The 25187-nt window shown below is 64.5% G+C and carries 22 protein-coding genes; 7 read left to right on the top strand and 15 right to left on the bottom strand.

Annotation, left to right across the window (positions count from 1 at the left end; translation table 11 throughout):
• Together OZ411_RS16570 and ispG are read right to left on the bottom strand one after the other, a co-directional pair.
• Positions 1–272, bottom strand: a 272-nt coding sequence (locus OZ411_RS16570; protein WP_282528820.1) for a helix-turn-helix domain-containing protein, incomplete at its 3' end; no start/stop codon positions are given.
• A gap of 100 nt (positions 273–372) precedes the next feature.
• Positions 373–1659: a flavodoxin-dependent (E)-4-hydroxy-3-methylbut-2-enyl-diphosphate synthase gene (gene ispG, locus OZ411_RS16565; protein WP_282528819.1), complete on the bottom strand. Its 1287-nt coding sequence runs from the start codon at positions 1657–1659 to the stop codon at positions 373–375.
• A gap of 268 nt (positions 1660–1927) precedes the next feature.
• Here ispG and OZ411_RS16560 point away from each other — a divergent pair, with 268 nt between their 5' ends.
• Positions 1928–2803 (top strand): sulfurtransferase, encoded by an 876-nt coding sequence (locus OZ411_RS16560; RefSeq protein WP_282528818.1) that lies wholly within the window; start codon positions 1928–1930, stop codon positions 2801–2803.
• Between the two features lie 242 nt (positions 2804–3045).
• Here OZ411_RS16560 and OZ411_RS16555 read toward each other — a convergent pair whose 3' ends face one another.
• Together OZ411_RS16555 and OZ411_RS16550 are read right to left on the bottom strand one after the other, a co-directional pair.
• A complete protein-coding gene (locus OZ411_RS16555; protein ID WP_165421250.1) occupies positions 3046–3990 on the bottom strand; it encodes a DMT family transporter in 945 nt (314 codons plus the stop codon).
• Between the two features lie 184 nt (positions 3991–4174).
• Positions 4175–4660, bottom strand: a complete 486-nt coding sequence (locus tag OZ411_RS16550) for a transcriptional repressor (RefSeq protein WP_282528829.1) — start codon at positions 4658–4660, stop codon at positions 4175–4177.
• Between the two features lie 151 nt (positions 4661–4811).
• On the opposite strand from OZ411_RS16550, the gene OZ411_RS16545 reads away from it, so the two are divergent.
• The 4 genes from OZ411_RS16545 to OZ411_RS16530 all read left to right on the top strand — a co-directional run bounded on the left by OZ411_RS16545 (position 4812) and on the right by OZ411_RS16530 (position 9315).
• Positions 4812–5291, top strand: a complete 480-nt coding sequence (locus tag OZ411_RS16545) for a MarR family transcriptional regulator (RefSeq protein WP_207234525.1) — start codon at positions 4812–4814, stop codon at positions 5289–5291.
• The gene (locus OZ411_RS16540) at positions 5284–6444 is read left to right on the top strand and encodes an HlyD family secretion protein (RefSeq protein ID WP_282528817.1); all 1161 of its coding nucleotides are present in this window, start codon (positions 5284–5286) and stop codon (positions 6442–6444) included. Before OZ411_RS16545 ends, OZ411_RS16540 begins: the two co-directional genes overlap by 8 nt.
• A gap of 8 nt (positions 6445–6452) precedes the next feature.
• On the top strand, positions 6453–8018 hold the full coding sequence (locus OZ411_RS16535; protein ID WP_282528816.1) for an MDR family MFS transporter: 1566 nt from the start codon (positions 6453–6455) through the stop codon (positions 8016–8018).
• A gap of 232 nt (positions 8019–8250) precedes the next feature.
• Positions 8251–9315, top strand: coding sequence for an SDR family oxidoreductase (locus tag OZ411_RS16530; protein WP_282528815.1), 1065 nt, complete (start codon positions 8251–8253; stop codon positions 9313–9315).
• A 145-nt stretch (positions 9316–9460) separates the two neighbouring features.
• On the opposite strand, the gene OZ411_RS16525 is transcribed toward OZ411_RS16530, so the two are convergent.
• The 8 genes from OZ411_RS16525 to OZ411_RS16490 form a co-directional block, all read right to left on the bottom strand.
• A complete protein-coding gene (locus tag OZ411_RS16525; protein WP_282528814.1) occupies positions 9461–10180 on the bottom strand; it encodes an HAD family hydrolase in 720 nt (239 codons plus the stop codon).
• Positions 10177–11100 carry a CbbX protein gene (gene cbbX / locus OZ411_RS16520; protein ID WP_282528813.1) on the bottom strand — a complete coding sequence of 308 codons (924 nt, stop codon included), beginning with the start codon at positions 11098–11100 and terminating at the stop codon, positions 10177–10179. Before cbbX ends, OZ411_RS16525 begins: the two co-directional genes overlap by 4 nt.
• Positions 11101–11210: 110 nt before the next feature.
• Entirely contained in the window at positions 11211–11636 is a 426-nt protein-coding gene (locus OZ411_RS16515; RefSeq protein ID WP_282528812.1) for a ribulose bisphosphate carboxylase small subunit, read from the bottom strand.
• A gap of 13 nt (positions 11637–11649) precedes the next feature.
• Positions 11650–13110, bottom strand: coding sequence for a form I ribulose bisphosphate carboxylase large subunit (locus OZ411_RS16510; protein ID WP_282528811.1), 1461 nt, complete (start codon positions 13108–13110; stop codon positions 11650–11652).
• Positions 13111–13142: 32 nt separating this feature from the next.
• On the bottom strand, positions 13143–14225 hold the full coding sequence (fba, locus tag OZ411_RS16505) for a class II fructose-bisphosphate aldolase (protein WP_282528810.1): 1083 nt from the start codon (positions 14223–14225) through the stop codon (positions 13143–13145).
• A gap of 2 nt (positions 14226–14227) precedes the next feature.
• Positions 14228–16252 carry a transketolase gene (tkt, locus tag OZ411_RS16500; protein WP_130580520.1) on the bottom strand — a complete coding sequence of 675 codons (2025 nt, stop codon included), beginning with the start codon at positions 16250–16252 and terminating at the stop codon, positions 14228–14230.
• Positions 16249–17124 (bottom strand): phosphoribulokinase, encoded by an 876-nt coding sequence (locus OZ411_RS16495; protein ID WP_130580521.1) that lies wholly within the window; start codon positions 17122–17124, stop codon positions 16249–16251. Before OZ411_RS16495 ends, tkt begins: the two co-directional genes overlap by 4 nt.
• A gap of 11 nt (positions 17125–17135) precedes the next feature.
• Positions 17136–18155 carry a class 1 fructose-bisphosphatase gene (locus OZ411_RS16490; RefSeq protein WP_282528828.1) on the bottom strand — a complete coding sequence of 340 codons (1020 nt, stop codon included), beginning with the start codon at positions 18153–18155 and terminating at the stop codon, positions 17136–17138.
• A gap of 172 nt (positions 18156–18327) precedes the next feature.
• On the opposite strand from OZ411_RS16490, the gene OZ411_RS16485 reads away from it, so the two are divergent.
• Positions 18328–19254 carry a LysR family transcriptional regulator gene (locus tag OZ411_RS16485; RefSeq protein WP_130580523.1) on the top strand — a complete coding sequence of 309 codons (927 nt, stop codon included), beginning with the start codon at positions 18328–18330 and terminating at the stop codon, positions 19252–19254.
• A gap of 162 nt (positions 19255–19416) precedes the next feature.
• On the opposite strand, the gene pcaG is transcribed toward OZ411_RS16485, so the two are convergent.
• From pcaG to pcaF, 3 genes are all read right to left on the bottom strand, one after another.
• Positions 19417–20013: a protocatechuate 3,4-dioxygenase subunit alpha gene (gene pcaG, locus OZ411_RS16480; RefSeq protein ID WP_282528809.1), complete on the bottom strand. Its 597-nt coding sequence runs from the start codon at positions 20011–20013 to the stop codon at positions 19417–19419.
• Complete coding sequence (pcaH, locus tag OZ411_RS16475) at positions 20013–20714, bottom strand: protocatechuate 3,4-dioxygenase subunit beta (protein WP_282528808.1); 702 nt, start codon at positions 20712–20714, stop codon at positions 20013–20015. The genes pcaG and pcaH overlap by 1 nt, the downstream gene beginning before the upstream one ends.
• A 185-nt stretch (positions 20715–20899) precedes the next feature.
• A complete protein-coding gene (gene pcaF, locus OZ411_RS16470) occupies positions 20900–22108 on the bottom strand; it encodes a 3-oxoadipyl-CoA thiolase (protein WP_282528807.1) in 1209 nt (402 codons plus the stop codon).
• A 198-nt stretch (positions 22109–22306) separates the two neighbouring features.
• Here pcaF and mutS point away from each other — a divergent pair, with 198 nt between their 5' ends.
• On the top strand, positions 22307–25036 hold the full coding sequence (mutS, locus tag OZ411_RS16465; protein WP_282528806.1) for a DNA mismatch repair protein MutS: 2730 nt from the start codon (positions 22307–22309) through the stop codon (positions 25034–25036).
• Positions 25037–25187 lie beyond the last annotated feature (151 nt).

Here is a 25187-nt window from a genome sequence, read left to right as displayed (position 1 = left end):
GCAATGCGCTCGGGCGCGCCACGGTCGGCCGCCGCAACATCACGCGCCCGCGCCCTCACGCTCGGTGCAACCGCATCGCTCTTGCGCGGACGCCCCAACGGCCGCAGCGCCTCCGCCCCGCCGGCGCGAAATAGATCGCGCCATGCATAGAGATCCTTGCGCAGCACCTTCAGCTCTTCTGAAAGCGCCTTGATTCGCTCGCCCGCCAGAATGCGGCGGACCGCTTCGAGCTTGAACTCTCGGCTGAAAACACGGGGAGATTTGTTGGGCATACGTTCTCCGTTAGAGAACTGTCCCTAATTTCCCGTGTCTCACTTTTGGGGGGCACTCCAAGGAGCAGTCCCGGGTTTCGCTTCCACCCGGGCTACGATGTTACTCCGCCGCGGTGACGGTGCTCGCGGGCACACTGCTGCCCTGGCCGTAGCGCTGGTCGATGTAGTCGATCACCAGCGCCTTGAAGTCGGCGGCGATCGCTGGGCCGCGCAGGGTGCGGAACTTCTTGCCGTCGACGAACACCGGCGCGGCCGGCGCTTCGCCGGTGCCCGGCAGCGAGATGCCGATATTGGCGTGCTTGGATTCGCCGGGGCCGTTGACGATGCAGCCCATGACAGCGACGTTGAGCTGCTCGACGCCGGGATACTTCGTCTTCCAGGCCGGCATCTCGTCGCGGATGAAATCCTGGATCGAGCGCGCCAGCTCCTGGAACGTGGTCGAGGTGGTGCGGCCGCAACCCGGGCAGGCCGCGACCAGCGGCACGAAGGTGCGGAAACCCATGGTCTGCAAGAGTTCCTGCGCGACCTGGACTTCCAGCGTGCGGTCGCCGCCGGGCTCAGGCGTCAATGAGATGCGGATGGTGTCGCCGATGCCGTCCTGCAAGAGGATGCCGAGGGCTGCCGAGGAGGCGACGATGCCTTTCGATCCCATGCCGGCTTCGGTGAGGCCGAGATGGATCGCGTAATCCGAGCGGCGCGCCAGATCCTGATAGACCGCGATCAGATCCTGCACGGCCGAGACCTTGGCCGACAGGATGATGCGGTTCTTGGGCATGCCGAGCTCTTGCGCGCGGGCCGCCGACAGCAACGCCGACTGCACCATGGCTTCGCGCGTCACCGCGCGGGCATCGCGCGGGTTCGGCGAGGCCGTGTTCTCGTCCATCAGCTTGGTCAGGAGTTCCTGGTCGAGCGAACCCCAGTTCGCGCCGATACGGACCGGCTTGTTGTTCTTGTTGGCGATCTCGATGATGTCGGCGAACTGCGAATCGCGCTTGTTCTTGAAGCCGACATTGCCGGGATTGATGCGGTACTTGTCGAGCGCCTCGGCGCAGGCCGGATATTCGGCGAGCAGCTTGTGGCCGATATAGTGGAAGTCTCCGATCAGGGGCGTGTCGATGCCGCGCTTGCGCAGGCCATCGCGGATATGCGGGACGGCGGCGGCGGCTTCCTCACGGTCGACGGTGATGCGGACCATTTCCGAGCCGGCGCGCGAAAGTACTGCGACCTGGGCGATGGTGCCATCAACATCCGCGGTGTCGGTGTTGGTCATCGACTGCACGACGATCGGGGCGCCCCCGCCGACGGCGACATGGCCGACCATGACCTGGGTTGTCTGATGCCGGGGCGCTGGGCCGGCGACATCGCTCAATAGTTCGGGCTTGTTCATGGCGTCTCGAATATCAGGTTTTGGTGACATTCACCAAGGGGGCACGAAGGCGGGCTGGCGCTTTATTGGATCACATATTTTCTAACGGAGATTCAACGAGTTGCGCCTGAAGCGGGGATCGGACGCAAAACCGGCGGCCGTCCGACGGCTGACCGGTATATCGGGGGAGGATTCGGGGGATTAAAGGGCCCGCGAACACGCGAGGACGGCTTTTCATCCCCCGCTGCGCGCCATAGCTTAAAGTAAACACAACCTGCGGGAGGTGCAGATGGCAACGAGGGATGGGCTTATCACCACGGCGGAACTTGCCGATATCCTGCATCAGCCGGATCTTCGCCTGTTCGATTGTACGACCTATCTGGAGCCTGCGCCCGAAGGCAGCGGCGTGCCCTATATTGCGGTGCCAGGGAAAGCGACCTTTGAGGTCGGCCATGTCGCGGGCGCCGATTTTCTCGATCTGCAGGGCGAATTCTCCGATCCGAACACGGAACTGCGGTTCATGATGCCCCACGTCGGGCAGCTCGAAGCCGCATTCGGCCACCACGGGATCGGTCCCGACAGCCGGGTGGTGCTGTATTCGATCGGCACCCCGATGTGGGCGACGCGCTTCTGGTGGATGCTGAAATCGCTGGGCTTCGACGGAGCCTCCGTGCTCGACGGCGGCCTGGACAAGTGGAAGGCGGAAGGCCGCCCGCTCGAGACTGGCCCCGCCAAGGGCTATCCGCCGGCGACGTTTGCAGCCAAACCGCGAACGGGTTTCTTCGTCAGCAAGAACGACGTGCTCGCCACGCGCGGCGACCAGGGCACCGTCACCGTCAATGCGCTGGGTCCGCAATTCCACGCAGGCCTTGAGCCCAGCCGCTACGGCCGGCCAGGCCGTATTCCCGGGAGCGTCAATGTGCCGGCGGCGACGTTGCTCGATCCGGCAACGAAAACGTTCGTTGCGCCGGCGGAGGCCGCAGCAAGATTCGCGAGCCAAGGCATCAGCAAGGACAAGCGCGTGATCGCCTATTGCGGCGGCGGCATTTCCGCCACGGTCGATTTGTTCCAACTCCATCGGCTCGGCTACGACAACCTCACCCTCTATGATGCGTCGATGGGCGAATGGGCCAAGGACGAGACGCTGCCGATCGAGAGGGGATAGGCGCGAAGCGCAAGTTCTCTCCGCGTCATTGCGAGCGAAGCGAAGCAATCCATGGCGCCGCCTGCGGAAGCATGAATTGCTTCGCTGTGCTCGCAATGACGCGGAAAGTCTACCACAACACGCACCTGTCATTCCGGGGCGATGCGAAGCATCGAGCCCGGAATCCATTTATCCACTCGCGCGTGCGGCCCGATGGATTCCGGGCTCGCGACTTCGTCGCGCCCCGGAATGACAGTGATGGTTCACGCCGGCACGTTGGGATCCGGCGTCACTTTCGGATCGGGCTTGTTGACGAGATAGAGGCCGACGATCACCAAGAGCGCCGCGACGCCGAAAACGGGCGTCAGCGTGTCGTGCATGATGATGTAGGCAGCGACGACGCCGAACAGCGGCGTGATGAAGGTGAAGGCCGACAGTTTGCTGGCGGAATACATCTTCACCATCGCAAACCAGATCACAAAGGTGCAGCCGACCACCCAGATCGCCTGGTACGTCATCAAGGCAAGCGACAGCGGGCTCGGAAAATGGGTGACGGTTTCGCCCGCAAGCCACGAGGCGATACCCAGGATCGGAATCGACAGGGCGACCTGGTAGCCGAGCGCCTTTTCCGGCGCGGCCTTGCGCAGCGCCGTTCCCTTGGCGACCAGCGTCGTGGCCGCCCATAGTGCGCCGCCGCCGACCACCATCAGGTCGCCAAGCAATATTTTGGCGTCGACATCAGGCTGCGGCACGCCGATCGCGAGCGCGACGCCGGCAAAACTCAAGGCGAGCCCGCTCCACTGCAAAGCGGAGAGCCGCTCGCCGAGGAACTGATAGGAGCCGAGCGCGACGAAGAACGGTGCCGTATAAAGGAAGACCGACGCGCGCGAGGCTGAAGTGAACATCAGGCCGCTGAAGATCAGCACGAACTCGATGCCGAACATCAAGCCCGCGGCCAGGCCGGCCAGAAGCGTGCCGTCGCGCTCGAAGAACTTGACGCCGCGCAGCCAGCCCACGATCAGCATCACCGGCAACGCGCCGGCGGAGCGGATCATCGCCTGCAGCATCGGCGGAATGTCTGATATCACGAGCTTGATCGCGATCTGGTTGAATCCCCAGCTCACGCACAGCATCAGCATGATCGCGACCGCACCCGGGGTGAGCGCGCGCCCGGTAGCGGCGACGCTGGAGATGGTTTGCGTTGACATGTTGCCTCAGTTTCCGGCTTGGCGCCGTGTTATCTTTGTCAGCCTGATCGCCGGAACAGGGACTTCCGGATTTCGTGCAGAAGAGATCGTCATTGCGAGCGGAGCGAAGCAATCCATTTCACCGCTCGTGGAGGCGTGGATTGCTTCGCTCCGCTCGCAATGACGGGAATTCGATTTTCCTAGATTACTTCTGGCAATGCGCGCAAGTGCCGGCGATCTCGACCACCGACAGCTTCGGCGCAAAGCCCGCCGCGCGCGCCGCGGCCTTCAGGCTCTGTGCCACCGGCGCCGCCGGGATTTCGCCGACCGCGCCGCAGCGATCGCAGATCAGGAACGCCACCATCGAAGTCTCGTCGTGATCATGGGCGCAGGCCAGAAACGCGTTCCGGCTTTCGATGCGGTGGACGAGGCCGTTTTCCATCAGGAAGTCGAGCGCGCGGTAGACGGTGATCGGCGCCGGGCGCGGCATCGACTTGGCGAGCTCGTCGATCACCTCATAGGCGCCGAGCGGCCGGTGGCTGGACAATAGCGCCCCGAGCACCTGACGGCGGATCGGCGTGAACTTCTGCGCCCGCCGCGCGCAGACCTCCTCGGCATGCGCGATCCCCTCCGCAGTGCAGCGGCCGTGATCGTGGTCAGGTGCGGGAAATGTGGGTTTTGCCAACGTCATATGCACCATTTTAGCAGCCTGACGGGCGATCCCAAAGCCCCGGGGCTCGCGCGTTCCCAGCCATGTTCTGGAAGCGGAGCTGCCTTCCGTTAACCTAGCGTGCGGAAATCATAAGCTAGCTTATTATAGCCAAAGCTTATGGAGGGTAATTATGCCGGGGTCCGTCGACGCGAACTTCATGTTCACGCTCGGTGAATTGTTTCGCCTGATCCGCGTCTACGCGGACAAGGAGGCCGCGCGCTACGGAATCACCCGCGCGCAATGGGCGGTGCTGACCAAGGTCGAGCGCAGCGAGGGAATGAAGCAGACCGAGCTTGCCGAGCTGCTCGAGATGCAACCGATCACGCTGACGCGGCTGATCGACAAGCTCTGCGACAATGGCTGGATCGAGCGCCGCGGCGACGAGAACGACCGTCGCGTCAACCGCCTCTATCTGCGCAAGGCGGCGCGCCCGCTGCTCGCCAAGCTCGCCGGCCTTCGCTCCGAACTCACTGCGACCGCGCTGGAAGGCATCAATCCCGCCGATGCCCACCGCCTGCTCGCCCAACTCGAATCAATCAAGGAAAACGTCCGCAATGCCATCCAAACCCCGGCCGGCGAACCCTCCAGAAAGGAGCAGCGCTATGGCTGATCCCGTCCTGAAACTCGCGCCCGAGCAGAGGGACAATCCGGCCTCGGCTCCAGCGAAGACCGATCAGCCGCGCGGCCTGATGGCGGGCTTGCGGCGCTATCGCCGATTCCTCCTCCTGGTCGTGTTGCCGCTGGTGGTGCTGGTCGGCGGCGTCGTCTTCTATCTTAACGGCGGCCGCTACGTGTCGACCGACGACGCCTATGTCGGCGCGCAGAAGGTGCTGATCACGCCCGACATCTCCGGAAAGATCGAGAAGGTCGTGGTCAAGGAAGGCCAGCAGGTCAAGGAAGGCGACGTGCTGTTCGAGATCGACCCGGTGCCGTTCCGCCTTGCGGTGGACCAGGCCAAGGGCGCGCTCGACCAGGCACGCACGACCTACGACAACCTGGTCGCCAATATCAGAATCTATGGCCAGATGCTCGACCTGGCGCAACGCGGGGTCGACCTCAAACAGCGTGACGTCGACCGCAAGCAGTCGCTGGTGAAGAGCAATTTCGGTTCGCAGCTCGACCTCGACAATGCCGCGACGTCGCTGGTGACCGCGAGCGCGCAGGCTGAGTTCATCAAGCAGCAGATCTCCAGTTCCAAGGCGCAACTGCTCGGCAATCCCGATCTGCCGCTGGAGCAATTCCCGCCTTATGCGCAGGCCAAGGCCAAGCTCGATGATGCCCAGCGCAACCTGGACCACACCGTGATGCGCGCGCCGATGGCGGGCACCGCCACCCAGGTCGAGCAGATCCAGCTCGGCCGCTTCATCGCCGCCGGCACGCCGGTGTTCTCCATCATCGACGTGGCGAACCCCTGGGTCGACGCCAACCCGAAGGAATCCGACTTCACCTATGTCGCGGTCGGCCAGCCGGTCGACCTCGAGGTCGACGCCTTCCCGAACCACACGTTCAAGGGCACGGTCGGCTCGCTCTCGCCCGGCACTGGCGCGCAGTTCGCGATCCTGCCGCCGCAGAACGCGACCGGCAATTTCGTGAAGGTCGTGCAGCGCGTGCCAGTCAGGATCTATTTCGACCAGAACGACAGGATGGTGCGCAAGCTGAAGGCGGGCATGAGCGTCTACGCGACCATCGACACCAACCATCGCCGCTCGCTGTCCGGCCTGCTCGGCCTGTCCTCGGCCGCAGCGACCCACGAACAGGACTGATCTCAGCAATGTCGACGGCGGCCCCCTCGCCCAGCATGGTGCCCGGCATGCGCCGGAACATGGTGACGGTCTGCGCCATGACGGCGACCGTCATGCAGGCGCTGGACACCACCATCGCCAATGTCGCGCTGCCCTATATGCAGGGCACGCTGTCGGCGTCTCAGGACCAGATCAACTGGGTGCTGACGTCCTACATCGTGGCGGCGGCGATCATGACCGCGCCGGTCGGCTGGATCGCCAACCGGTTCGGGCGCAAGCGCATCTTCATCATCTGCTCCGCGGGCTTCACCGTTGCCTCCGTGCTGTGCGGCCTGGCGCAGGACATCACCCAGATGGTGCTGTTCCGCCTGCTGCAGGGCGTGTTCGGCGCAGCGCTGGTGCCGCTGTCGCAGGCCGTGATGCTCGACTCCTACGCACTGCATGAGCGCGCCAAGGCGATGTCGATCTGGGGCATGGGCGTGATGATGGGCCCGATCATGGGCCCGTCGCTCGGTGCCTGGCTGACCGAGACCTATTCCTGGCACTGGGTGTTCTTCGTCAACCTGCCGTTCGGCGCCATCACCGTGCTCGGCCTCATCGTCTTCATGGACGAGACCAAGCAGAATTTGAACCTGCGCTTCGACTGGTTCGGCTTCGGCGCGCTCGCGCTCGCGATCGGCTCGCTGCAGCTCGCGCTCGACCGCGGCGAGCAGCTCGGCTGGCTCGAATCCAACGAGATCATAGCCGAATTCATCATCTCCGGCATCGGCTTCTATTACTTCTTCGCCCATTCGTTCACGACGACAAAACCCTTCATCCAATTCGAGCTGTTCAAGGACAAGAATTTCGTCGGCGGCTGCGTGTTCATGACCGTGATGGGGCTCGTGCTCTACTCGACCATGGCGCTGTCCTCGCCTTACTTGCAGAACGTGATCGGCTATCCCATCATCACCGCCGGCGTGCTGTTGGCGAGCCGCGGCTGCGGCACCTTTGTTGCGATGATGCTGGTGGGGCGCATGATGCGGTTCATCGAGGCGCGCACGCTGATCATCTCCGGCCTCGCGCTGACGGCGGCGTCGCTGTTCGTGATGACGGGCTGGACCGACCAGACCAGCGCGACCGAGATCGTGGTCGTGAGCATCGTCCAGGGTTTCGGCTTCGGACTGGTGTTCGTGCCGCTCTCGACCGTTGCGTTCTTGACCCTGCCCAATCACCTGCGCACGGACGGCACCTCGATGCTGACGCTGCTGCGCAACGTCGCGAGTTCGATCGGCATCTCTATCGTGATCGCGCAGCTCACGGAAGGCTCCCGGCGCATCTATGCGACGCTGTCCGAGCACATCAACCCGTTCAACCACGCACTGCAGATGCCCAATGTCAGTGGCATGATCAATTTGAACACCGACACCGGCCGCGCGATGGCGGATAAGATCGTCGCGGTGCAAGCGCAGATCATCGCGTTCGCCCACGACTACCAGCTCGTGATGGTGTTCATCCTGGCCTCGATCCCGCTTGCGATCATGATCGGCTCGACCAAGGCCGCGCTGCGGTCGCAGTCGCAGGCATCATCGGACCATGCGGCGGTGATGGATTAGGCTAACCCAGGTCCCCCGTCATTGCGAGCGGAGCGAAGCAATCCATCTCTCAGCCTGCGGCGGCGTGGATTGCTTCGCTTCGCTCGCAATGACGACGTGGCGGGCCTCGGGGCTTACGCTGGCGCTCCACCCGGGGCTGCGGCACTCACGAAGGAGTTATTCCCGGCACAGCGGCCCTGGTTGATGCGTCGACCAATCCTATCTCCTCACCGACATCCCTGGAGGTTGGAACATGGCGGGTTCAGCGCTGGTCGTCGGTGCAAGCGGTATTGTCGGCAATAATCTGGTCCGGCACCTTCGTCGGAAGGGCTGGCAGGTTTACGGAGTGGCACGTCGGCCGCCGGCCAATATCGACGGCGTGCAGCCGGTGGCGGCGGACCTGATGGACCCCGCATCGGTTCGCAAGGCGCTGCAGGGGTTGAGACCGACGGACGTGTTCATCAGCACGTGGTTGCGGCAGAACACCGAGGCCGAGAATATCAGGGTCAACTCCGCAATGGTGCGCAACCTGCTCGACGCGTTGTCGCCTGCAGGCTCGGTCGGGCATGTCGCGCTCGTGACAGGGCTCAAGCACTATCTTGGTCCGTTCGAAAATTACGGCAAAGGCAGCCTGCCCGCCACGCCGTTTCGGGAAGACCAGCCGCGGCTCAATATCGAGAATTTCTACTATGCCCAGGAAGACGAAGTGTTCGCCGCGGCCAAGCGCGACGGCTTTGGCTGGAGCATCCATCGGCCGCACACCATCATCGGCTATGCCGTGGGCAACGCGATGAACATGGGCGTGACGCTCGCGGTCTACGCCACCGTCTGCCGCGAGACCGGCCGTCCGTTCCTGTTTCCCGGCTCCGCGACGCAGTGGAACGGTCTCACCGATATGACGGATGCGCGGCTGCTCGCTCGCCATCTGGAATGGGCGGCGACGACGCCGGCCGCCCGCAATCAGGCGTTCAATGTCGTCAATGGCGACGTGTTTCGCTGGAGCTGGATGTGGCAACGGCTGGCCGACTGGTTCAACCTAAAGCCAGCGCCATTTCCGGGCGAAGGGATTCCGCTGGAGCGGCAATTGGCCGATGCGGGCCCGATCTGGTCCGACATCGCGCGGAAATATCGGCTGGCCGAGCACGATCTCGGCGTGCTCGCTTCGGCCTGGCACACCGACGCCGACCTCGGCCGCCCGATCGAGGTCGTCACCGATATGAGCAAAAGCCGCAAGCTCGGCTTCCTGGAATACCAGGCAACCGACGACAGCTTCTTCGATCTCTTCGCCCGTCTGCGGGATGAACGTATCATTCCGTAGGGTCCGCCGGTCACGCCACCGCGTCGAGCCGGACGTAGCCCGGGTGGAGCGAACGCGTAACCCGGGACATCAGCGTCAAGGTTTGCGAGCGGCCCCGGGTTACGCTGGCGCTCCACCCGGGCTACAGCACTCCAACGCGGCGCCGTCAGCCGGCGATCTCCGTCAGTTCATCGACGGCGAGCAGCGCCTCCGAGCAATCATCGTTGCGGAAGTAGGCGCTGCGGGTGAACAACACGGGAATGCCGGCGCGCGAGGCCGCGAGCAATCCGTTGCGCGAGTCCTCGATGGCGATGCAGCGCGAAGCGGGGAGCGAAAGGCGCGCCAGCATCATGAGATAGACGTCGGGCGCCGGCTTCTTCTCCGGCACATCGTCGCCCGCGACGATCGCCTCGAACCATTCAGCCCAATCCTCGCCCAGCGCGACCGACAATAGCGCATCGATATTGGCATGCGAGGTCGTTGTCGCGATCGCCAGCCGTTGGCTGCGCCGTCGTGCCTTTCGGAGCAAGGCCTCCACGCCGGGCCGCAGCGGGCAGCCGCCCGTTGCGATCAGCTCGGCATAACGCGCGGTCTTGATCCCGTGCAGCTCTGCGATCTCGCGATTCGATAGCAGCGGCATGGTTCGCTTGCACATGGCAAACGCGCGGATCCGCTCCTTGCCTCCGGCGACACGCAGCAACCCTCCGTAGGTCGCCTGGTCCCAGTACCAGTTGAGGCCTGCGCGCGAGAACGCGTCGTTGAAGGCGCGGCGGTGTACCTCCTCCGTCTCGGCCATTGTGCCGTCGACGTCAAAGATCAGTGCGTGGGCGCGGGCGATGAGGTCCTCGAAGGCCGCCGTCCGCACGGCTGTCAGCGTCTCGCTCATGTCTCCTGGTCCGTCGCGCCTTTCGAAAATACCCGGCTTGCCAGCACATCACCGGCCTCGATCGACATCACATCGTCGGTCGTGAGCACCCGGTCGAGCCGGGAGACGATGCGGTTGGCCTGGCGGAGCCGGATGCGATCCAGAGCATTGCGGATCGAACGCGCGTTGGAGAATAGCGGCTGGGTCTTGCGCACGGCGATGTAGCGGATGAAGGCATCACGCGCCGCCGATGAAAGACGATAGTTCTGCTGCTGCAGCATCAATTCGGCGATCGCGAGCAGCTCGGCGTCCGAATAATCGGGGAAGTCGATGTGATGGGCGATGCGGGAACGAAAACCCGGATTGCTCTGGAAGAATTTTTCCATGCGGTCGCCATAGCCGGCGAGGATCACGACCAGATCCTCGCGCTGCTGCTCCATGATCTGCAGGAGAATCTCGATCGCCTCCTGGCCATAGTCGCGCTCATTGTCGGGGCGATAAAGATAATAAGCCTCGTCGATGAACAGCACGCCGCCCATCGCCTTCTTCAGGATCTCCTTGGTCTTCGGCGCAGTGTGGCCGATATATTGCCCGACCAGATCGTCGCGGGTGACGCTGATGACATGGCCGCGGCGCACGAAGCCGAGCCGGTGCAGGATGCTGGCCATGCGCAACGCCACCGTGGTCTTGCCGGTGCCGGGATTGCCGGTGAAGGACATGTGCAGGGTCGGAAAGGTGGTGGCGAGCGCCATCTTCTGCCTGATACGCTCGACCAGCAGCAGCGCTGCGATCTCGCGGATGCGCGTCTTCACGGGCGCCAGGCCGATCAGCTCGGAATCGAGCTGGTCGAGCACGGCGCCGATGCCGAGGTCGGCGAATTCGCGCCGGAGATCGACGGCCTCCAGCGGGGCGTCGTCAGTCTGTGGCTGTGGTTGCGTCATCCTGCTCTCGTGTCGAAAAGCTCCGTCGCCGCAACCTAACGACGACGGAGAAGTGCATCCGGACCAGGTCGGCCGAGGGAGCCACCCGCCTGGCTTTGAACCGGACGCGGTTAACGGTCAGCGTAACGCTCGCCCTCCGGGCGTTCCGCCGCGTAAGCGTGTGTCGAGTAACGAAGGTTGCGGCCAACGGCTTCCTGCCGGTCGAGCCGGAAGCCTGGCTCGTCCTTGGGCCGGTTGACGATGAAGGAGATGCGAACGGACTCCCATCCGTGGCTCGAATCGAAACCGGAGATCCGGATGTACCGGTCGCCATAGACACGCCGGCATTCGGCGAGCTCCCGCATGATGCCAGCAGCGTCGGGCAAATCGAACATCGGCAGGCCCCACATCTCCCAATAGGTGTTGCGGGGATGCGGATCGTCGGTGAACTCGATGTTCACCGCCCAGCCCTTGTCCAGACAATACTGGACCTGCGCGGTGATCTGTTCGTCGGTGAGATCGGGCAGGAAGGAGAAGCAGCCCTGGGTTATGCGCATGATCAAGCTCCTTTCAAACCGCGACGCTCGGTGTCGGAACGAAATCCGGAGCATCGGTCGATTCGTAGTTGAAGGTGACGTCCTTCCAGACCTCGAGCGCCTCGCGCAGCGGCGTGCAGCTCTGCGCAGTCTTGGCCAGGATCTCCGGCCCCTCATGGACGTAGTCGCGCCCCTCGTTGCGGGCGAGGATCATGGCTTCCAGCGCGACGCGGTTGGCGGTGGCGCCCGCCTGGATGCCCTGCGGGTGACCAATGGTGCCGCCACCGAACTGCAGCACGACGTCCTCGCCCAAGAGGTCGAGCAACTGATGCATCTGGCCGGCATGGATGCCGCCCGAGGCCACCGGCATCAGCTTGTTGAGGCTGGCCCAATTCTGGTCGAAGAACACGCCGTGCTCGAGCTGCATCGGATTGAAGTCCTCGCGGCAGATGTCGTAGTAGCCGCGCGTCGTGTTCGGATCGCCCTCGAGCTTGCCGACGACAGTACCGGCGTGAATGTGATCCACGCCCGCGAGCCGCATCCATTTTGCAATCACACGGAACGAGACGCCATGCGACCGTTGCCGGGTGTAGGTGGAGTGGCCGGCGCGGTGCAGATGCAGGATCATGTCGTTCTTGCGCGCCCATTTCGCCATCGACTGGATCGCGGTGTAGCCGATCACGAGATCGATCATGATGACGACGGAGCCGAGCTCGCGAGCGAAATCGGCGCGTTCGTACATGTCCTCCATCGTCGCCGCGGTGACGTTGAGATAGGTACCCTTGATCTCGCCGGTCGCGGCCTGCGCCCGGTTCACCGCCTCCATGCAGTAGAGGAAGCGCTCGCGCCAATGCATGAAGGGCTGCGAGTTGATGTTCTCGTCGTCCTTGGTGAAATCGAGGCCACCCTTCAGCGCCTCATAGACGACGCGGCCATAATTGCGGCCGGAGAGGCCGAGCTTCGGCTTCACGGTGGCGCCGAGCAGGGGACGCCCGAACTTGTCGAGCCGCTCGCGCTCGACCACGATGCCGGTCGCCGGCCCCTGGAACGTCTTCACATAGGCAACGGGGAGCCGCATGTCCTCGAGCCGCAGCGCCTTCAGTGGCTTGAAGCCGAAGACGTTGCCGATGATCGATGCGGTGAGATTCGCGATCGAGCCTGCCTCGAACAGGTCGAGATCGTAGGCGATGTAGGCGAAATAGCTGCCGGGCGAACTCGGCACCGGATCGACGCGGTAGCACTTCGCGCGATATTTTTCCGCCGCCGTCAGGCGATCGGTCCACACCACGGTCCAGGTCGCGGTCGAGGATTCGCCGGCCACCGCCGCGCAGGCTTCGGTCGGATCGACGCCGTCCTGCGGGGTGACGCGGAACAGCGCGATGACGTCGGTGTCCTTGGGTACATAATCGGGCTCCCAATAGCCCATGCGCTTGTATTCCATCACGCCGGATTTGTAGCGATCCTTGCCGCGCAGGGTCATCGACTGCATGTTCATATGGTCCTCCTGAAATTGTTCTGGCGTGCCCCTCACGCTGCTTCGGTCATCGCCCCAATTTGCGGATCGAGCGCGCCGGCGCGGTAGCGCCTCGCCATCTCGGACAGCGAAATCACCTTGATCTTTCCGGCATTGCCTGCGGTGCCGAACTGCTCGAAGCGGTCACGGCAAAGATCGCGCAAGGCCTCCATCGCGGGCTTCAAGAATTTGCGCGGATCGAATTCGCTTCTCGATTGGGTCGCGACCTTGCGGAAGGCGGCGGCCATCGCAAGGCGACAGTCGGTATCGATATTGACCTTGCGCACGCCGTGCTTGATGCCGCGGACGATCTCCTCGACCGGAACGCCCCAGGTCTGCGGCATCTCGCCGCCGAACTGGTTGAACATGTCCTGCAATGGCTGCGGCACCGAGGACGAGCCGTGCATCACCAGATGTGTATTCGGCAGCCGCTGATGGATCTCCTCCACCACGCGCATCGCGAGGATGTCGCCATCGGGCCGCCGCGTGAACTTGTAGGCGCCATGCGAAGTGCCCATCGCGATCGCGAGCGCATCCACCTTGGTGGCGCGGACGAAATCGACCGCCTGGTCGGGATCGGTCAGGAGCTGGTCATGGCTGAGCTTGCCTTCGACGCCGTGGCCGTCTTCCTGCTCGCCGCCGCCATGCTCAAGCGAGCCGAGCACGCCGAGCTCACCCTCGACTGAGGCGCCAACCCAGTGCGCGATCTCGACGACGCGTCGGGTGATACCGACATTGTAGTCGTAATCGGCTGCGGTCTTGCCATCGGCCTTCAGCGAGCCGTCCATCATGACCGAGGTGAAGCCGTAGCGGATCGCGGTGGTGCAGGTGGATTCCTCGTTGCCATGATCGAGATGCAGACAGAGCGGTACGTCCGGATACATCTCCTCGAGCGCATCGATCATCTTCGACAGCATGACGTCGCCCGTATAGGCGCGCGCGCCGCGCGAGGCCTGGATGATGACGGGCGCATCGCAGGCGGATGCGGCCTCCATGATCGCGAGCCCCTGCTCCATATTGTTGATGTTGAAGGCCGGCACGCCGTAGCCGCGTTCGGCGGCATGATCCAATAATTGCCTCAGGGTTATCCGCGCCATGCTTATTTCCTTTCGTTTGCCCTCTGGATCACGCGTCTGGCCGCGGCAGCGACGGCGGCCGGCGTGATGCCGAACTCGCGGTAGAGCACGTCGGCCGGTGCGGAGGCGCCGAAACCGTTCATGCCGACGAACTCGCCGTCGTCGCCGAGCCAGCGCGCCCAATCGCCTTCGACGGCAGCCTCGATGCCGACGCACGGCGCATCGCCCAGCACCTTGGCCTGATAGTCGCGCGGCTGCTTCCGGAACAAATCGAAGCACGGCGCGGAAACGACGGCGGCGCGGATGTTCTCGCTTCCAAGCAGCTTCGCCGCCTCGAGCGCGATCGATACTTCCGAGCCGGTTGCAATCAGCGTGACGTCACGGCCTCCGTCCGGCTCGATCGCCACATAGGCACCGAGCGCGACGTAGTTGGTATCGGTCACGTCGCGGAAGGCGGGTAGCGCCTGCCGCGACAGGCACAGGATCGACGGCGAGGTCTCGGCTTGCAGCGCGCAATCCCAGGCTTCCGCGGTCTCGATTGGATCGGCAGGACGGAACACCAGCAGATTGGGAATCGCACGGAGCGCGGCGAGATGCTCGACCGGCTGGTGGGTCGGGCCATCCTCGCCCAGCCCGATCGAATCATGGGTCATGACGTGAATGACGCGGATGCCCATCAGCGCCGCGAGCCGGATCGCGGGGCGGCTGTAGTCGGCGAACGCGAGGAATGTTCCGCCATAGGGGACGAAGCCGCCGTGCAGCGCGATGCCATTCATCGCCGCCGCCATCGCATGCTCGCGGACGCCATAGTGGATATAGCTGCCGTGCAGCCAGCCCGAGCGAACCGGCACTTGCGATTTCGCTAGCGTGAGATTGGAGTGCGTCAGGTCGGCCGAGCCGCCGAGCAGGTTGGGCAGCACCTCGGCGATCGCATCGATCACGTGTTGCGATGCCTGCCGTGTCGCAAGCTTCGGACGTTCGAGCTCGAAACGCTCCTTCAGCTTCGCCATCGCCTCGGTATAGACGCCAGGCAACTTCTTGTTCAGCGCATCGTGGAACGGCGACCTGCCGCCGCCGTTGCAGGCGCGCCGTGAACGCTCGATCCAGGCACGCCGCGCCGCACGGCCGCGCGCGCCGATCTCGCGCCATTCCGCAAGCACGGCTGGCGGAATTTCAAATGGCTGGTAGCGCCAATCAAGCGCCGCCCGCGTTTTGGCGACCTCCTCCGATCCGAGCGGTGCACCATGAACCTTCTCGCTGCCTTGCCGATTCGGCGCGCCGAAGCCGATCACGGTCTGGCAGGCGATCAGTGACGGCAGGTCGCTCTTCCTGGCTTCATCGATCGCCCTCGCAACCGCTTGCGGATCATGGCCGTCGATCCGACAGGCCGACCAGCCGGAGGCCCTGAAGCGCGCGAGCTGATGGTCCGAACAGGACAGCGACGTCGCCCCATCGATCGAGATCCGGTTGTCGTCGAACAGCACGATCAGCCGGTTCAGCCGTAGATGGCCCGCGAGCGAGATCGCCTCGTGGCTGATGCCTTCCATCAGACAGCCGTCGCCGGCGATGACGTAGGTGAAGTGGTCGACGAGTTCATCTCCGAACCGCGCGTTCATCAACCGCTCGGCGAGCGCCATGCCGACGGCGGTCGCGATGCCCTGCCCGAGTGGGCCGGTGGTCGTCTCCACGCCGGGCGTGTGGCCATATTCGGGATGGCCTGGAGTTGTCGATCCCCACTGGCGGAACGCCTTGAGCTGATCGAGCGTCACGCTCTCATAGCCAGTCAAATGCAGCAGCGCGTAGAGCAGCATCGAGCCATGGCCGGCGGAGAGGATGAAGCGGTCGCGGTCGGGCCAGGCCGGATCGTCAGGGTCGAATTTGAGGAAGCGCGAGAACAGCACGGTCGCGACATCGGCCATGCCCATCGGCATGCCCGGATGCCCGGACTTCGCCTTCTCGACGGCATCGATGGCGAGGAAGCGGATGGCGTTCGCCATCTCGGCATGGCTGACTTGGGCGCGGCTGGCCACAGACGCAAGTGCGGTCATATCGTTCGCCTCTTTCGTTCCATCAGTTGCAGGATCAGCGGGGTGAGGATGAGCTGCATCGCCAGATCGAGCTTGGCGCCGTGGATCACGATCGAATTGGCGCGCGACATGAAGCTGTGCGGAATCATCGAGAGCAGATAGGGAAAATCGATGCCGCGCGGGTTCTTCAGCCGGATCACGACCATCGATTCGTCCGGTGTGGGGATCCAGCGCGCGATGAACGGATTCGATGTGTCGACCGTCGGCACGCGCTGGAAGTTGATGTCGGTCTCGGTGAACTGCGGGCAGATGTAGTTCACATAGTCAGGCATGCGCCGCAGGATGGTATCGGTCACCGCCTCCGTGGAATAGCCGCGGTGGCTGCGGTCGCGATGCAGCTTCTGGATCCATTCGAGATTGATGACGGGGACGACGCCGATCTTGAGGTCAGCATATTTGGCGACGTTCACCTTGTCGGTGACGACGGCGCCATGCAGGCCCTCGTAGAACAGGAGATCGGAATTCTCCGGCAACGGCTCCCATTGGGTGAAAGTGCCGGGATCCCCGCCATAGAGCCGCGCCTCGTCCCCGTCGTGCACATAGTGCCGCGTCGTGCCGGTGCCGGACTCGCTATAGTCGCGGAACAGCTTTTCGAGATCCTCGAACAAATTGGTCTCGGGGCTGAAATGGCTGAAATGCTTGTTGCCGCGATCGGCCTCCTCGACCATCTTGCTGCGCATCTCGGCGCGGTCGTAGCGGTGGAAGGCGTCACCCTCGACATAGGCGGCGCTTACATTCTCGCGCCGGAAGATGTTCTCGAAGGTCTTCCTGACCGACGTCGTTCCGGCGCCGGAAGAACCCGTGACCGATATGATGGGGTGACGCCGCGACATGCCGGCCTCCTTCAGCGAAACAGTCCGCGGCGCGCGAACAAGGGCGCGTCGGCGTTTTCGAACAGCGGCTCGACACCTTCGTGCATCATATCGATGTCGCGCACGGTGCGCGGCGATCCCATGATCAAGGGCACCCGCTGGTGCGGCGTCCGTGCCGAAAGCTCGAGAATGCGGGCGCGCCCGCTGGAGGCGGCGCCATCAGCCCATTCCATGATCAGCGCCACGGGATGGGCTTCGTAGAGCAGGCGCAGGCGGCCCTCGCGGTAGCCCGGGCGCACATCGGCCGGATAGAGGAAGACGCCGCCACGGACCAGGATGCGGTAGGCTTCCGCCACCAGCGATCCGATCCAGCGCATGTTGAAATCGCGGCCGCAGTCGCCATTGGCGCCCGCGAGGCATTCGTCGATATAGCCACGCACGGCGCCGCTCCAGTGCCGGCGGTTGGAGGCGTTGATCGCGAACTCTGGTGTATCGGGCGGAATGCGGACGCCGCGCCCGGTCAGCACGAATTCGCGCGTCGGGGGATACAGTGTGAAGACATCGACGCGCTGGTCGAGTGCCAGCACCAGCACGGTCTGCGGGCCATAGATGAAAAAGCCCGCGGCGATCTGCGCGGTGCCGGGCTCGAAGAAGGTCGAGAGGATGTCACGCGCTTTGGGCCGGATCGAAAAGATGGTGCCAACCGAGATGTTGTTCGCAAGATTGGCCGAGCCGTCGAGCGGGTCGATCGCGACACAGAGCGGCGCCTCGGCATCGAGCGTCTCCGGCAGTTCCACTTCCTCCGAGAGCACGGCGGCCACCGGCGCTGTGCGCAGGGCGTCGCGCATCAGCCGATCTGCGACAACATCGATGTCCTTTTGGGTGTCGCCGTCGGGGTTGACCGCGCCGTCGCGGCCGGTGATGCCGACCAGCGGGCCCGAGGCGATGACGCCTGCGAGTTCGACCGCCGCCGCGGCCAGCGCCTCCACCACCGCGACGGCTGCGGCGCGGACGCTGTCCTGACGCGCGGGATCGTCGAGATAGGCATGCAATGCAGGAAGATGATCCACGGCCGCTCTCCCATTCATCGAGCCCTCTCGACGGGACTTCGCTTGACGCGGCTCCGGGTTGGAGTCGCTGTCGCCACTATCAACACGCGAATTGCCGAATTAGTGAAATTTTAATATCTTAAGTGTGTCCAAAGTATTTTTTATGGAGGTGCTCATGCCGGGGCATTTCTCGCGCGACCTCACCCTTCGTCAGCTACGCGCATTGACCGCCGTGCATGCGGCCGGCTCGATCACGGGCGCGGCGAACCGGCTCAACCTCACCCAGCCGGCGGTCACCCTGCAGCTTCGCAACCTGCAGGAACTCGCCGGCCTGCCGCTGATCCAGCGCACAGTTGAAGGCATGGCGTTGACCGATGCCGGCCGCACCGTTCTCGCGCTGGTCGAGCGCATCGAATCCGCGCTCGCCGACTGCGAACAGTCGCTCGACATGATTGCGGGCAAGAGCGGCGGGCGTGTCGCGATGGGCGCGGTCAGCACCGCGAAATACTTCGTGCCGTTCGCGATCGCGGCGTTCTCGCAGCGCTACCCGAAGATCGACGTGACGCTCAGGATCGGCAACCGCGAGGACATCCGCGACGCGCTGCGCGGCTACGATCTCGATATCGCCGTGATGGGGCAGCCGCCACCGGACATCGAGGTCGAGATGCGCCCGCTCGGCAGGCATCCGCACGTGATCATCGCCGCCGCCGATCATCGGCTCAATGGAAAGAAGCGCGTCGCGGCTAGCGATCTCGCCTTTGAGACCTTCATCACCCGCGAGCACGGCTCCGGCACGCGGATGCTGATGGAGCAGTTCTTCCAGAAGCATCGGATCGAGCCCAAGGTCGGCATGGCCATGGACAGCAACGAGACCATCAAGCAGGCGGTGATGGCCGGGCTCGGCATCGCCTTCATTTCCCAGCACACCGTGTTCCACGAACTGGAGGAAGGGCGGCTGGTGGTGCTCAAGGTCGCGGGCCTGCCCGTGATGCGCCAATGGCACGCGATGCGCCGCGCCGACAAGATCCTGCTGCCGCCGGCGCAGGCGATGCTGGAGTTTTTGGGGAAGGAGGGATCGCGCTATTTGCCGAATGTTCGATGAGGACAGCGCATATTTACGCTCAGAACGCGGACCCCGTCATTGCGAGCCACCGGGTCGGCGCGTAGCGCCGCCCGATGACAGGCTCCGCGAAGCAATCCATGCCTCCACTTGCGGAGAGACGGATTGCTTCGTCGCTTCGCTCCTCGCAATGACGGCCGGGAGTCACACGTCGAAGAACACCGTCTCGTTGTCGCCCTGCAGGTGGATGTCGAGCACGTAGGCCGCACTCGCCTTGCGCTGGGCAATCAGCGTCGCGCGGCGATCCGACGGCACCAGCGCCAGCACGGGATCGGTGGCGTTGGCCGCCTCATCGTCGAAATAGATCCGGGTGTAGAGATGCAGCAGCATGCCGCGCGCGTACACCGCGAGCAAAATGTGCGGCGCCTGCGGCTTGCCGTCCGGATCAGGTACCTGGCCCGGCTTGATGGTGTCGAAGGAGTAGCCGCCCTTGGCATCGGTGCCGACGCGGCCAAACCCCTTGAACGAGCTGTTCGGCAGTGCGCTGGCATCCTGCGGATCGGAGAACCGGCCCTGCGCGTCGGCCTGCCAGATCTCCAGCATGCAGTCCGGCACCGGCACGCCGTCGCCGTCGAACACCGTGCCTTCGACGCGGATGCGCTCGCCGGAAACGTCAGGCGTAATCAGGTTGTTGGTGAAGGCGTCGTTCCACGCGTACTCTCCGTTCGGCGTCAGGCCGTATTTGAAATACGGGCCGACCGTCTGCGATGGCGTGATGCCGTCCGGCCGCTGCTCGCTCACTATTTATTCTCCATCGGCGTCGCGTTCCTGCCGCGCAGGACAATGTTGAAGCGGTAGCACAGCGCCCATTCCGGCTGGGTGTTCTCGAGATCGAACGACGAGATCATCCGCGCGCGCGCCTTCTCGTCCGTCACCGAATTGAAGATCGGATCGAACGGAAACAAGGGATCGGCCGGGAAATACATCTGTGTCACCAGGCGCGAGATAAAGGAATGGCCGAATACCGAGAAATGGATGTGGGCCGGGCGCCAGGCGTTGTGGTGATTGCCCCACGGGTAGGCGCCGGGCTTGATCGTGATGAACCTGTAATAGCCGCTCGCATCGGTCTGCGCGCGGCCGGCGCCGGTGAAGTTCGGATCGAGCGGCGCCGGATGCTGATCGACGACATGGACGTAGCGGCCGCAGGCATTGGCCTGCCACAACTCGACCAGCGCGTTGGGCACGCCGCGGCCGTCCTCGTCGAGCACATGGCCGTGCACGATGATGCGTTCGCCAAGCGGCTCGCCCTTGTGCTGGATCGTGAGGTCGTTGTCGTTCTCGCGCACGGTCTCGTGGCCATAGACCGGGCCGGTCAGTTCGGAGAGCGTTTGCCGGATCGGAATCAGCGGCTTTTGCGGCGCGCGCTTGACCGTCGAGCGATAGCCTGGCGATAGCCGCGGCGGATGCGCCGCGAGCGATTGCAGCGGATAGAGCAAGGTCATGACGATTTCCTCCCTGGCGCTCCTTGCCGGTGAGCCAGCCGTCAGATCATTATAGGATATAACTAACCCGGAAAAGCGGTGTTTTTCGCCTTTCTATCCCGTCATTGCGAGCGAAGCGAAGCAATCCATGCCTCAGCAAGCGGCGAAATGGATTGCTTCGCTTCGCTCGCAATGACGCAGACAGATCAATTCAACTTCTCGATCGCTGCCGCAACGCCCTGGCCGACGCCGACGCACATGGTTGCCAAGGCAAGCTTTCCGCCCCGCTTCTCCATGCCATGCACCGCCGTCAGGGCGAGCCGCGCGCCGCTCATGCCGAGGGGATGGCCGAGCGCGATAGCGCCACCATGCGGGTTCACGAAGTCGGCATCTTCCTTGACCCCGAGCTGGCGCAGGCAGGCTATGCCCTGCGAGGCGAAGGCCTCATTGAGCTCGATCAAATCGAAATCAGTGATCTTGAGGCCGAGCCGCTCCATCAATTTGCGCGTCGCCGGCACCGGGCCGATGCCCATGATGCGCGGCGGCACCGCGGCCGATGCGAGCCCGAGGATGCGCGCCCGCGGCGTCAACCCGTGCTTCTTCACGGCGGCCTCGGAGGCAAGGATCATGGCGGCGGCGCCGTCGTTGACGCCGGAGGCATTGCCGGCCGTCACCGTGCCGGGATTGCGCACCACCGGCTTCAGCTTGGCGAGGCCTTCCAGCGTCGTCTCCGGACGCGGATGCTCATCCTTGTCAACGGTAATGGGGCCCGCCTTGCCGCCCGGCGCGGAGACCGGCGTGATCTCCTCGGCGAAATAGCCGGCCGCGATTGCGGCGCCTGCGCGCTGCTGCGAGCGGATCGCGAACGCATCCTGGTCAGCGCGCGAGACCTGGAATTCCTCGGCGACGTTCTCGCCGGTCTCCGGCATCGCATCGACGCCATACTGCGCCTTCATCAGGGGATTGATGAAGCGCCAGCCGATCGTGGTGTCGAAGATTTCGGCCGAGCGCGAGAACGCTTCCGCCGCCTTGCCCATCACGAACGGCGCCCGCGTCATCGATTCAACACCGCCGGCGATCGCGAAATCGATCTCGCCGGCGCGGATGGCGCGGCCGGCGGCGCCGACCGCGTCGAGGCCGGAGGCACAAAGCCGGTTCAGCGTCTGGCCGGGAACCGTATGAGGCATGCCCGCGAGCAGCAGCGCCATGCGCGCAACGTTGCGGTTGTCCTCGCCGGCCTGGTTGGCGCAGCCAAAAAAGACCTCATCCACCTGCGCCCAGTCCAGATTCGGATGCTTCGCCATCAGCGCCTTGATCGGGGTGGCGGCGAGATCGTCGGTGCGCACCTTGGCGAGAGATCCGCCGAAGCGGCCGATCGGGGTCCGGACGGCATCACAAATGTAGACATCACGCATCGATTCTCTCCCTGATTGCCGCCGGTTCGGCGCTAGAGGCTTGGATTGGGGCCGAGTTTTAGGAGCGCCCCGACGAGAGGTCAATTGACGGGAACGCGCCCCTCGCCCGCTCTCACGACGTGGAGAGGGTGGAAAACCTTCAATCGGCCGGCAAAGCGGTGGGACGGAAGGACGAAATTTTGTAGTTTCCGCCCCCTCATGACCGTCCAGCAGCCCATTCCTGTTCCACCCGAAGCGACGTCGAATGCGGAGGCGCCTACGCGCATCACGCCGATGATGGAACAGTATCTCGAGATCAAGGCCGCCAATCAGGGCCTGCTCCTGTTCTACCGGATGGGCGATTTCTACGAATTGTTCTTCGAGGATGCCGAGATTGCCTCGAAGGCGCTCGGCATCGTCCTGACCAAACGCGGCAAGCATCAGGGCATGGACATCCCGATGTGCGGCGTGCCGGTCGAACGCGCCGAGGATTACCTGCACCGATTGATCGCGGCCGGCCATCGCGTCGCCGTGTGCGAGCAGAGCGAGGATCCGGCGACGGCGCGCGCCCGCGGCAACAAAAGCGTGGTGAAGCGCGACGTGGTTCGGCTGGTGACACCGGGCACGCTGACCGAAGACACGCTGCTCGATGCCCGCACCAATAATTACCTTCTGGCGATTGCGCGCGCCCGCGGCTCGTCCGGCGGCGACCGCATCGGGCTCGCCTGGATCGATATTTCGACCTCGGAATTCATGGTGACGGAATGCTCCGTCGCGGAGCTTCCGGCGACGCTGGCGCGGATCAATCCGAATGAAGCCATCGTCACCGATGCACTCTATAACGACGTCGAGTTCGGGGCACTGCTGCGAGAATTGCCGGCGGTGACGCCGCTCACCCGTGACGTCTTTGACGGCGCCACCGCCGAGCGGCGGCTGTGCGACTATTTCGCGGTCGCGACCATGGACGGCCTCGCCGCAATGTCGCGATTGGAAGCCACCGCCGCCGCGGCCGCCGTCACCTATATCGACCGCACGCAGGTGGGCAAACGGCCGCCATTGTCGCCGCCCTCGCGCGAAGCGGTCGGCACGACGATGGCGATTGACCCGGCGACGCGCGCCAATCTCGAATTGACCCGAACGCTCGCCGGCGAACGCCGCGGCTCGCTGCTCGATGCGATCGACTGCACCGTGACCGCTGCCGGCTCGCGCCTGTTGGCGCAGCGGCTCGCGGCGCCGCTCACTGACAGCGCTGCGATCACGCGGCGGCTCGATGCGAGCTCGGCCTTCGTCGCGGATAGTGCCGCGCGCGAGGATATCCGCAGCGTGCTGCGCGCGGCGCCCGACATGTCCCGCGCGTTGGCGCGGCTATCGGTCGGCCGCGGCGGCCCGCGCGATCTCGCAGGGCTCCGCGACGGCATCCTGGCCGCCGATCAGGCCTTGGTGCGGCTGGCGCAGCTCGATCAGCCGCCCGCTGAAATCGTGGCCGTAATGGAGGCGCTGCGCCGCCCGTCGCGGGACTTGGCGCATGAATTCGAGCGCGCGCTCGCCGAGCAATTGCCGCTGATCAAGCGCGACGGCGGTTTCGTTCGCGAAGGCTATGAAGCTGCGCTGGACGAAAGCCGAAACCTGCGCGATGCCTCACGCCTTGTCGTTGCTTCGATGCAGGCGCGCTACGCCGAGGTGACCTCCGTCAAGGCGCTCAAGATCCGGCACAACAATGTGCTCGGCTATTTCGTCGAGGTGACCGCGCAGCACGGCGACAAACTGATGACGCCGCCCTTGAACGCGACCTTCATCCATCGCCAGACGCTCGCCGGCCAGGTCCGCTTCACCACCTCCGAACTCGGCGAGATCGAAGCCAAGATCGCCAATGCCGGCGACCGCTCGCTCAATCTCGAGCTCGAGATCTTCGACCGGCTCAGCGCCATGGCGCTTGCCGCAAGCGGCGATCTGCGCGCCGCCGCGCACGCCTTCGCGCTGCTCGATGTCGCGACCGCGCTCGCAAAGCTCGCGGTCGACGAGAACTACGTGCGGCCCGAGGTCGAGCATTCCCTAGGCTTTGCGATCGAAGGCGGCCGCCATCCGGTGGTCGAGCAGGCCTTGAAGCGCGATGGCCAGCCGTTCATCGCCAACGCTTGCGACCTCTCACCGGGGCCGGCGCAGAAATCCGGACAGCTCTGGCTCCTCACCGGTCCGAACATGGCCGGCAAATCGACCTTCCTGCGCCAGAATGCGCTGATCGCGCTGCTGGCGCAGATCGGAAGCTATGTGCCGGCGTCGCGGGCGCGGATTGGCATTATCGACCGCCTGTTCTCCCGCGTCGGCGCGGCTGATGACCTCGCGCGGGGACGCTCGACCTTCATGGTCGAGATGGTCGAGACGGCGGCGATCCTCAACCAGGCGAGCGAACGCTCGCTGGTGATCCTCGACGAGATCGGCCGTGGCACGGCGACCTTCGACGGCCTCTCGATCGCCTGGGCCGCGATCGAGCATCTGCATGAGAACAACCGCTGCCGCACACTGTTCGCGACCCATTATCACGAGCTCACCGCGCTCTCGGCAAGACTGCCGCGACTGTTCAACGCCACGGTGCGGGTGAAGGAATGGCAGGGCAATGTCGTGTTCCTGCACGAGGTGCTGCCGGGCTCGGCAGATCGTTCCTACGGCATCCAGGTGGCAAAGCTCGCAGGATTGCCGCCAGCGGTGATCACCCGGGCGAAATCCGTGCTGGCGAAACTGGAGGCGCAGGACCGCGGCCAGACCGCGCGCGCTTTGGTCGATGACCTCCCGCTGTTCGCCGTCCCCTCCCGCGCCGCCGCGGAAGCAGCACCGCCGAGCGAGGCAGAGCTTCTGGTGGAGGCGGTGAAAGCGCTGCACCCCGACGAGATGTCGCCACGCGAGGCGCTGGACGCGCTCTACGCGCTGAGGGCAAAACTGCCGAAGCAGTAGACCCTGCCGTAGGGTGGGCAAAGCGCAGCGTGCCCACCATCGCGGGCAGAACGTGGATGGTGGGCACGGCGCAAGAGCGCCTTTGCCCACCCTACGCGTCTCCTCATCCCGAGGAGCCGCGAGGCGGCGTCTCGAGGGATGGGCCAGGGGC

It is taken from the genome of Bradyrhizobium sp. Arg237L (genome assembly GCF_029990105.1).
GTDB lineage: Bacteria > Pseudomonadota > Alphaproteobacteria > Rhizobiales > Xanthobacteraceae > Bradyrhizobium.
Note: the sequence above shows the minus strand (reverse complement) of the source record. Positions and strands in the feature narration are given on the sequence as shown.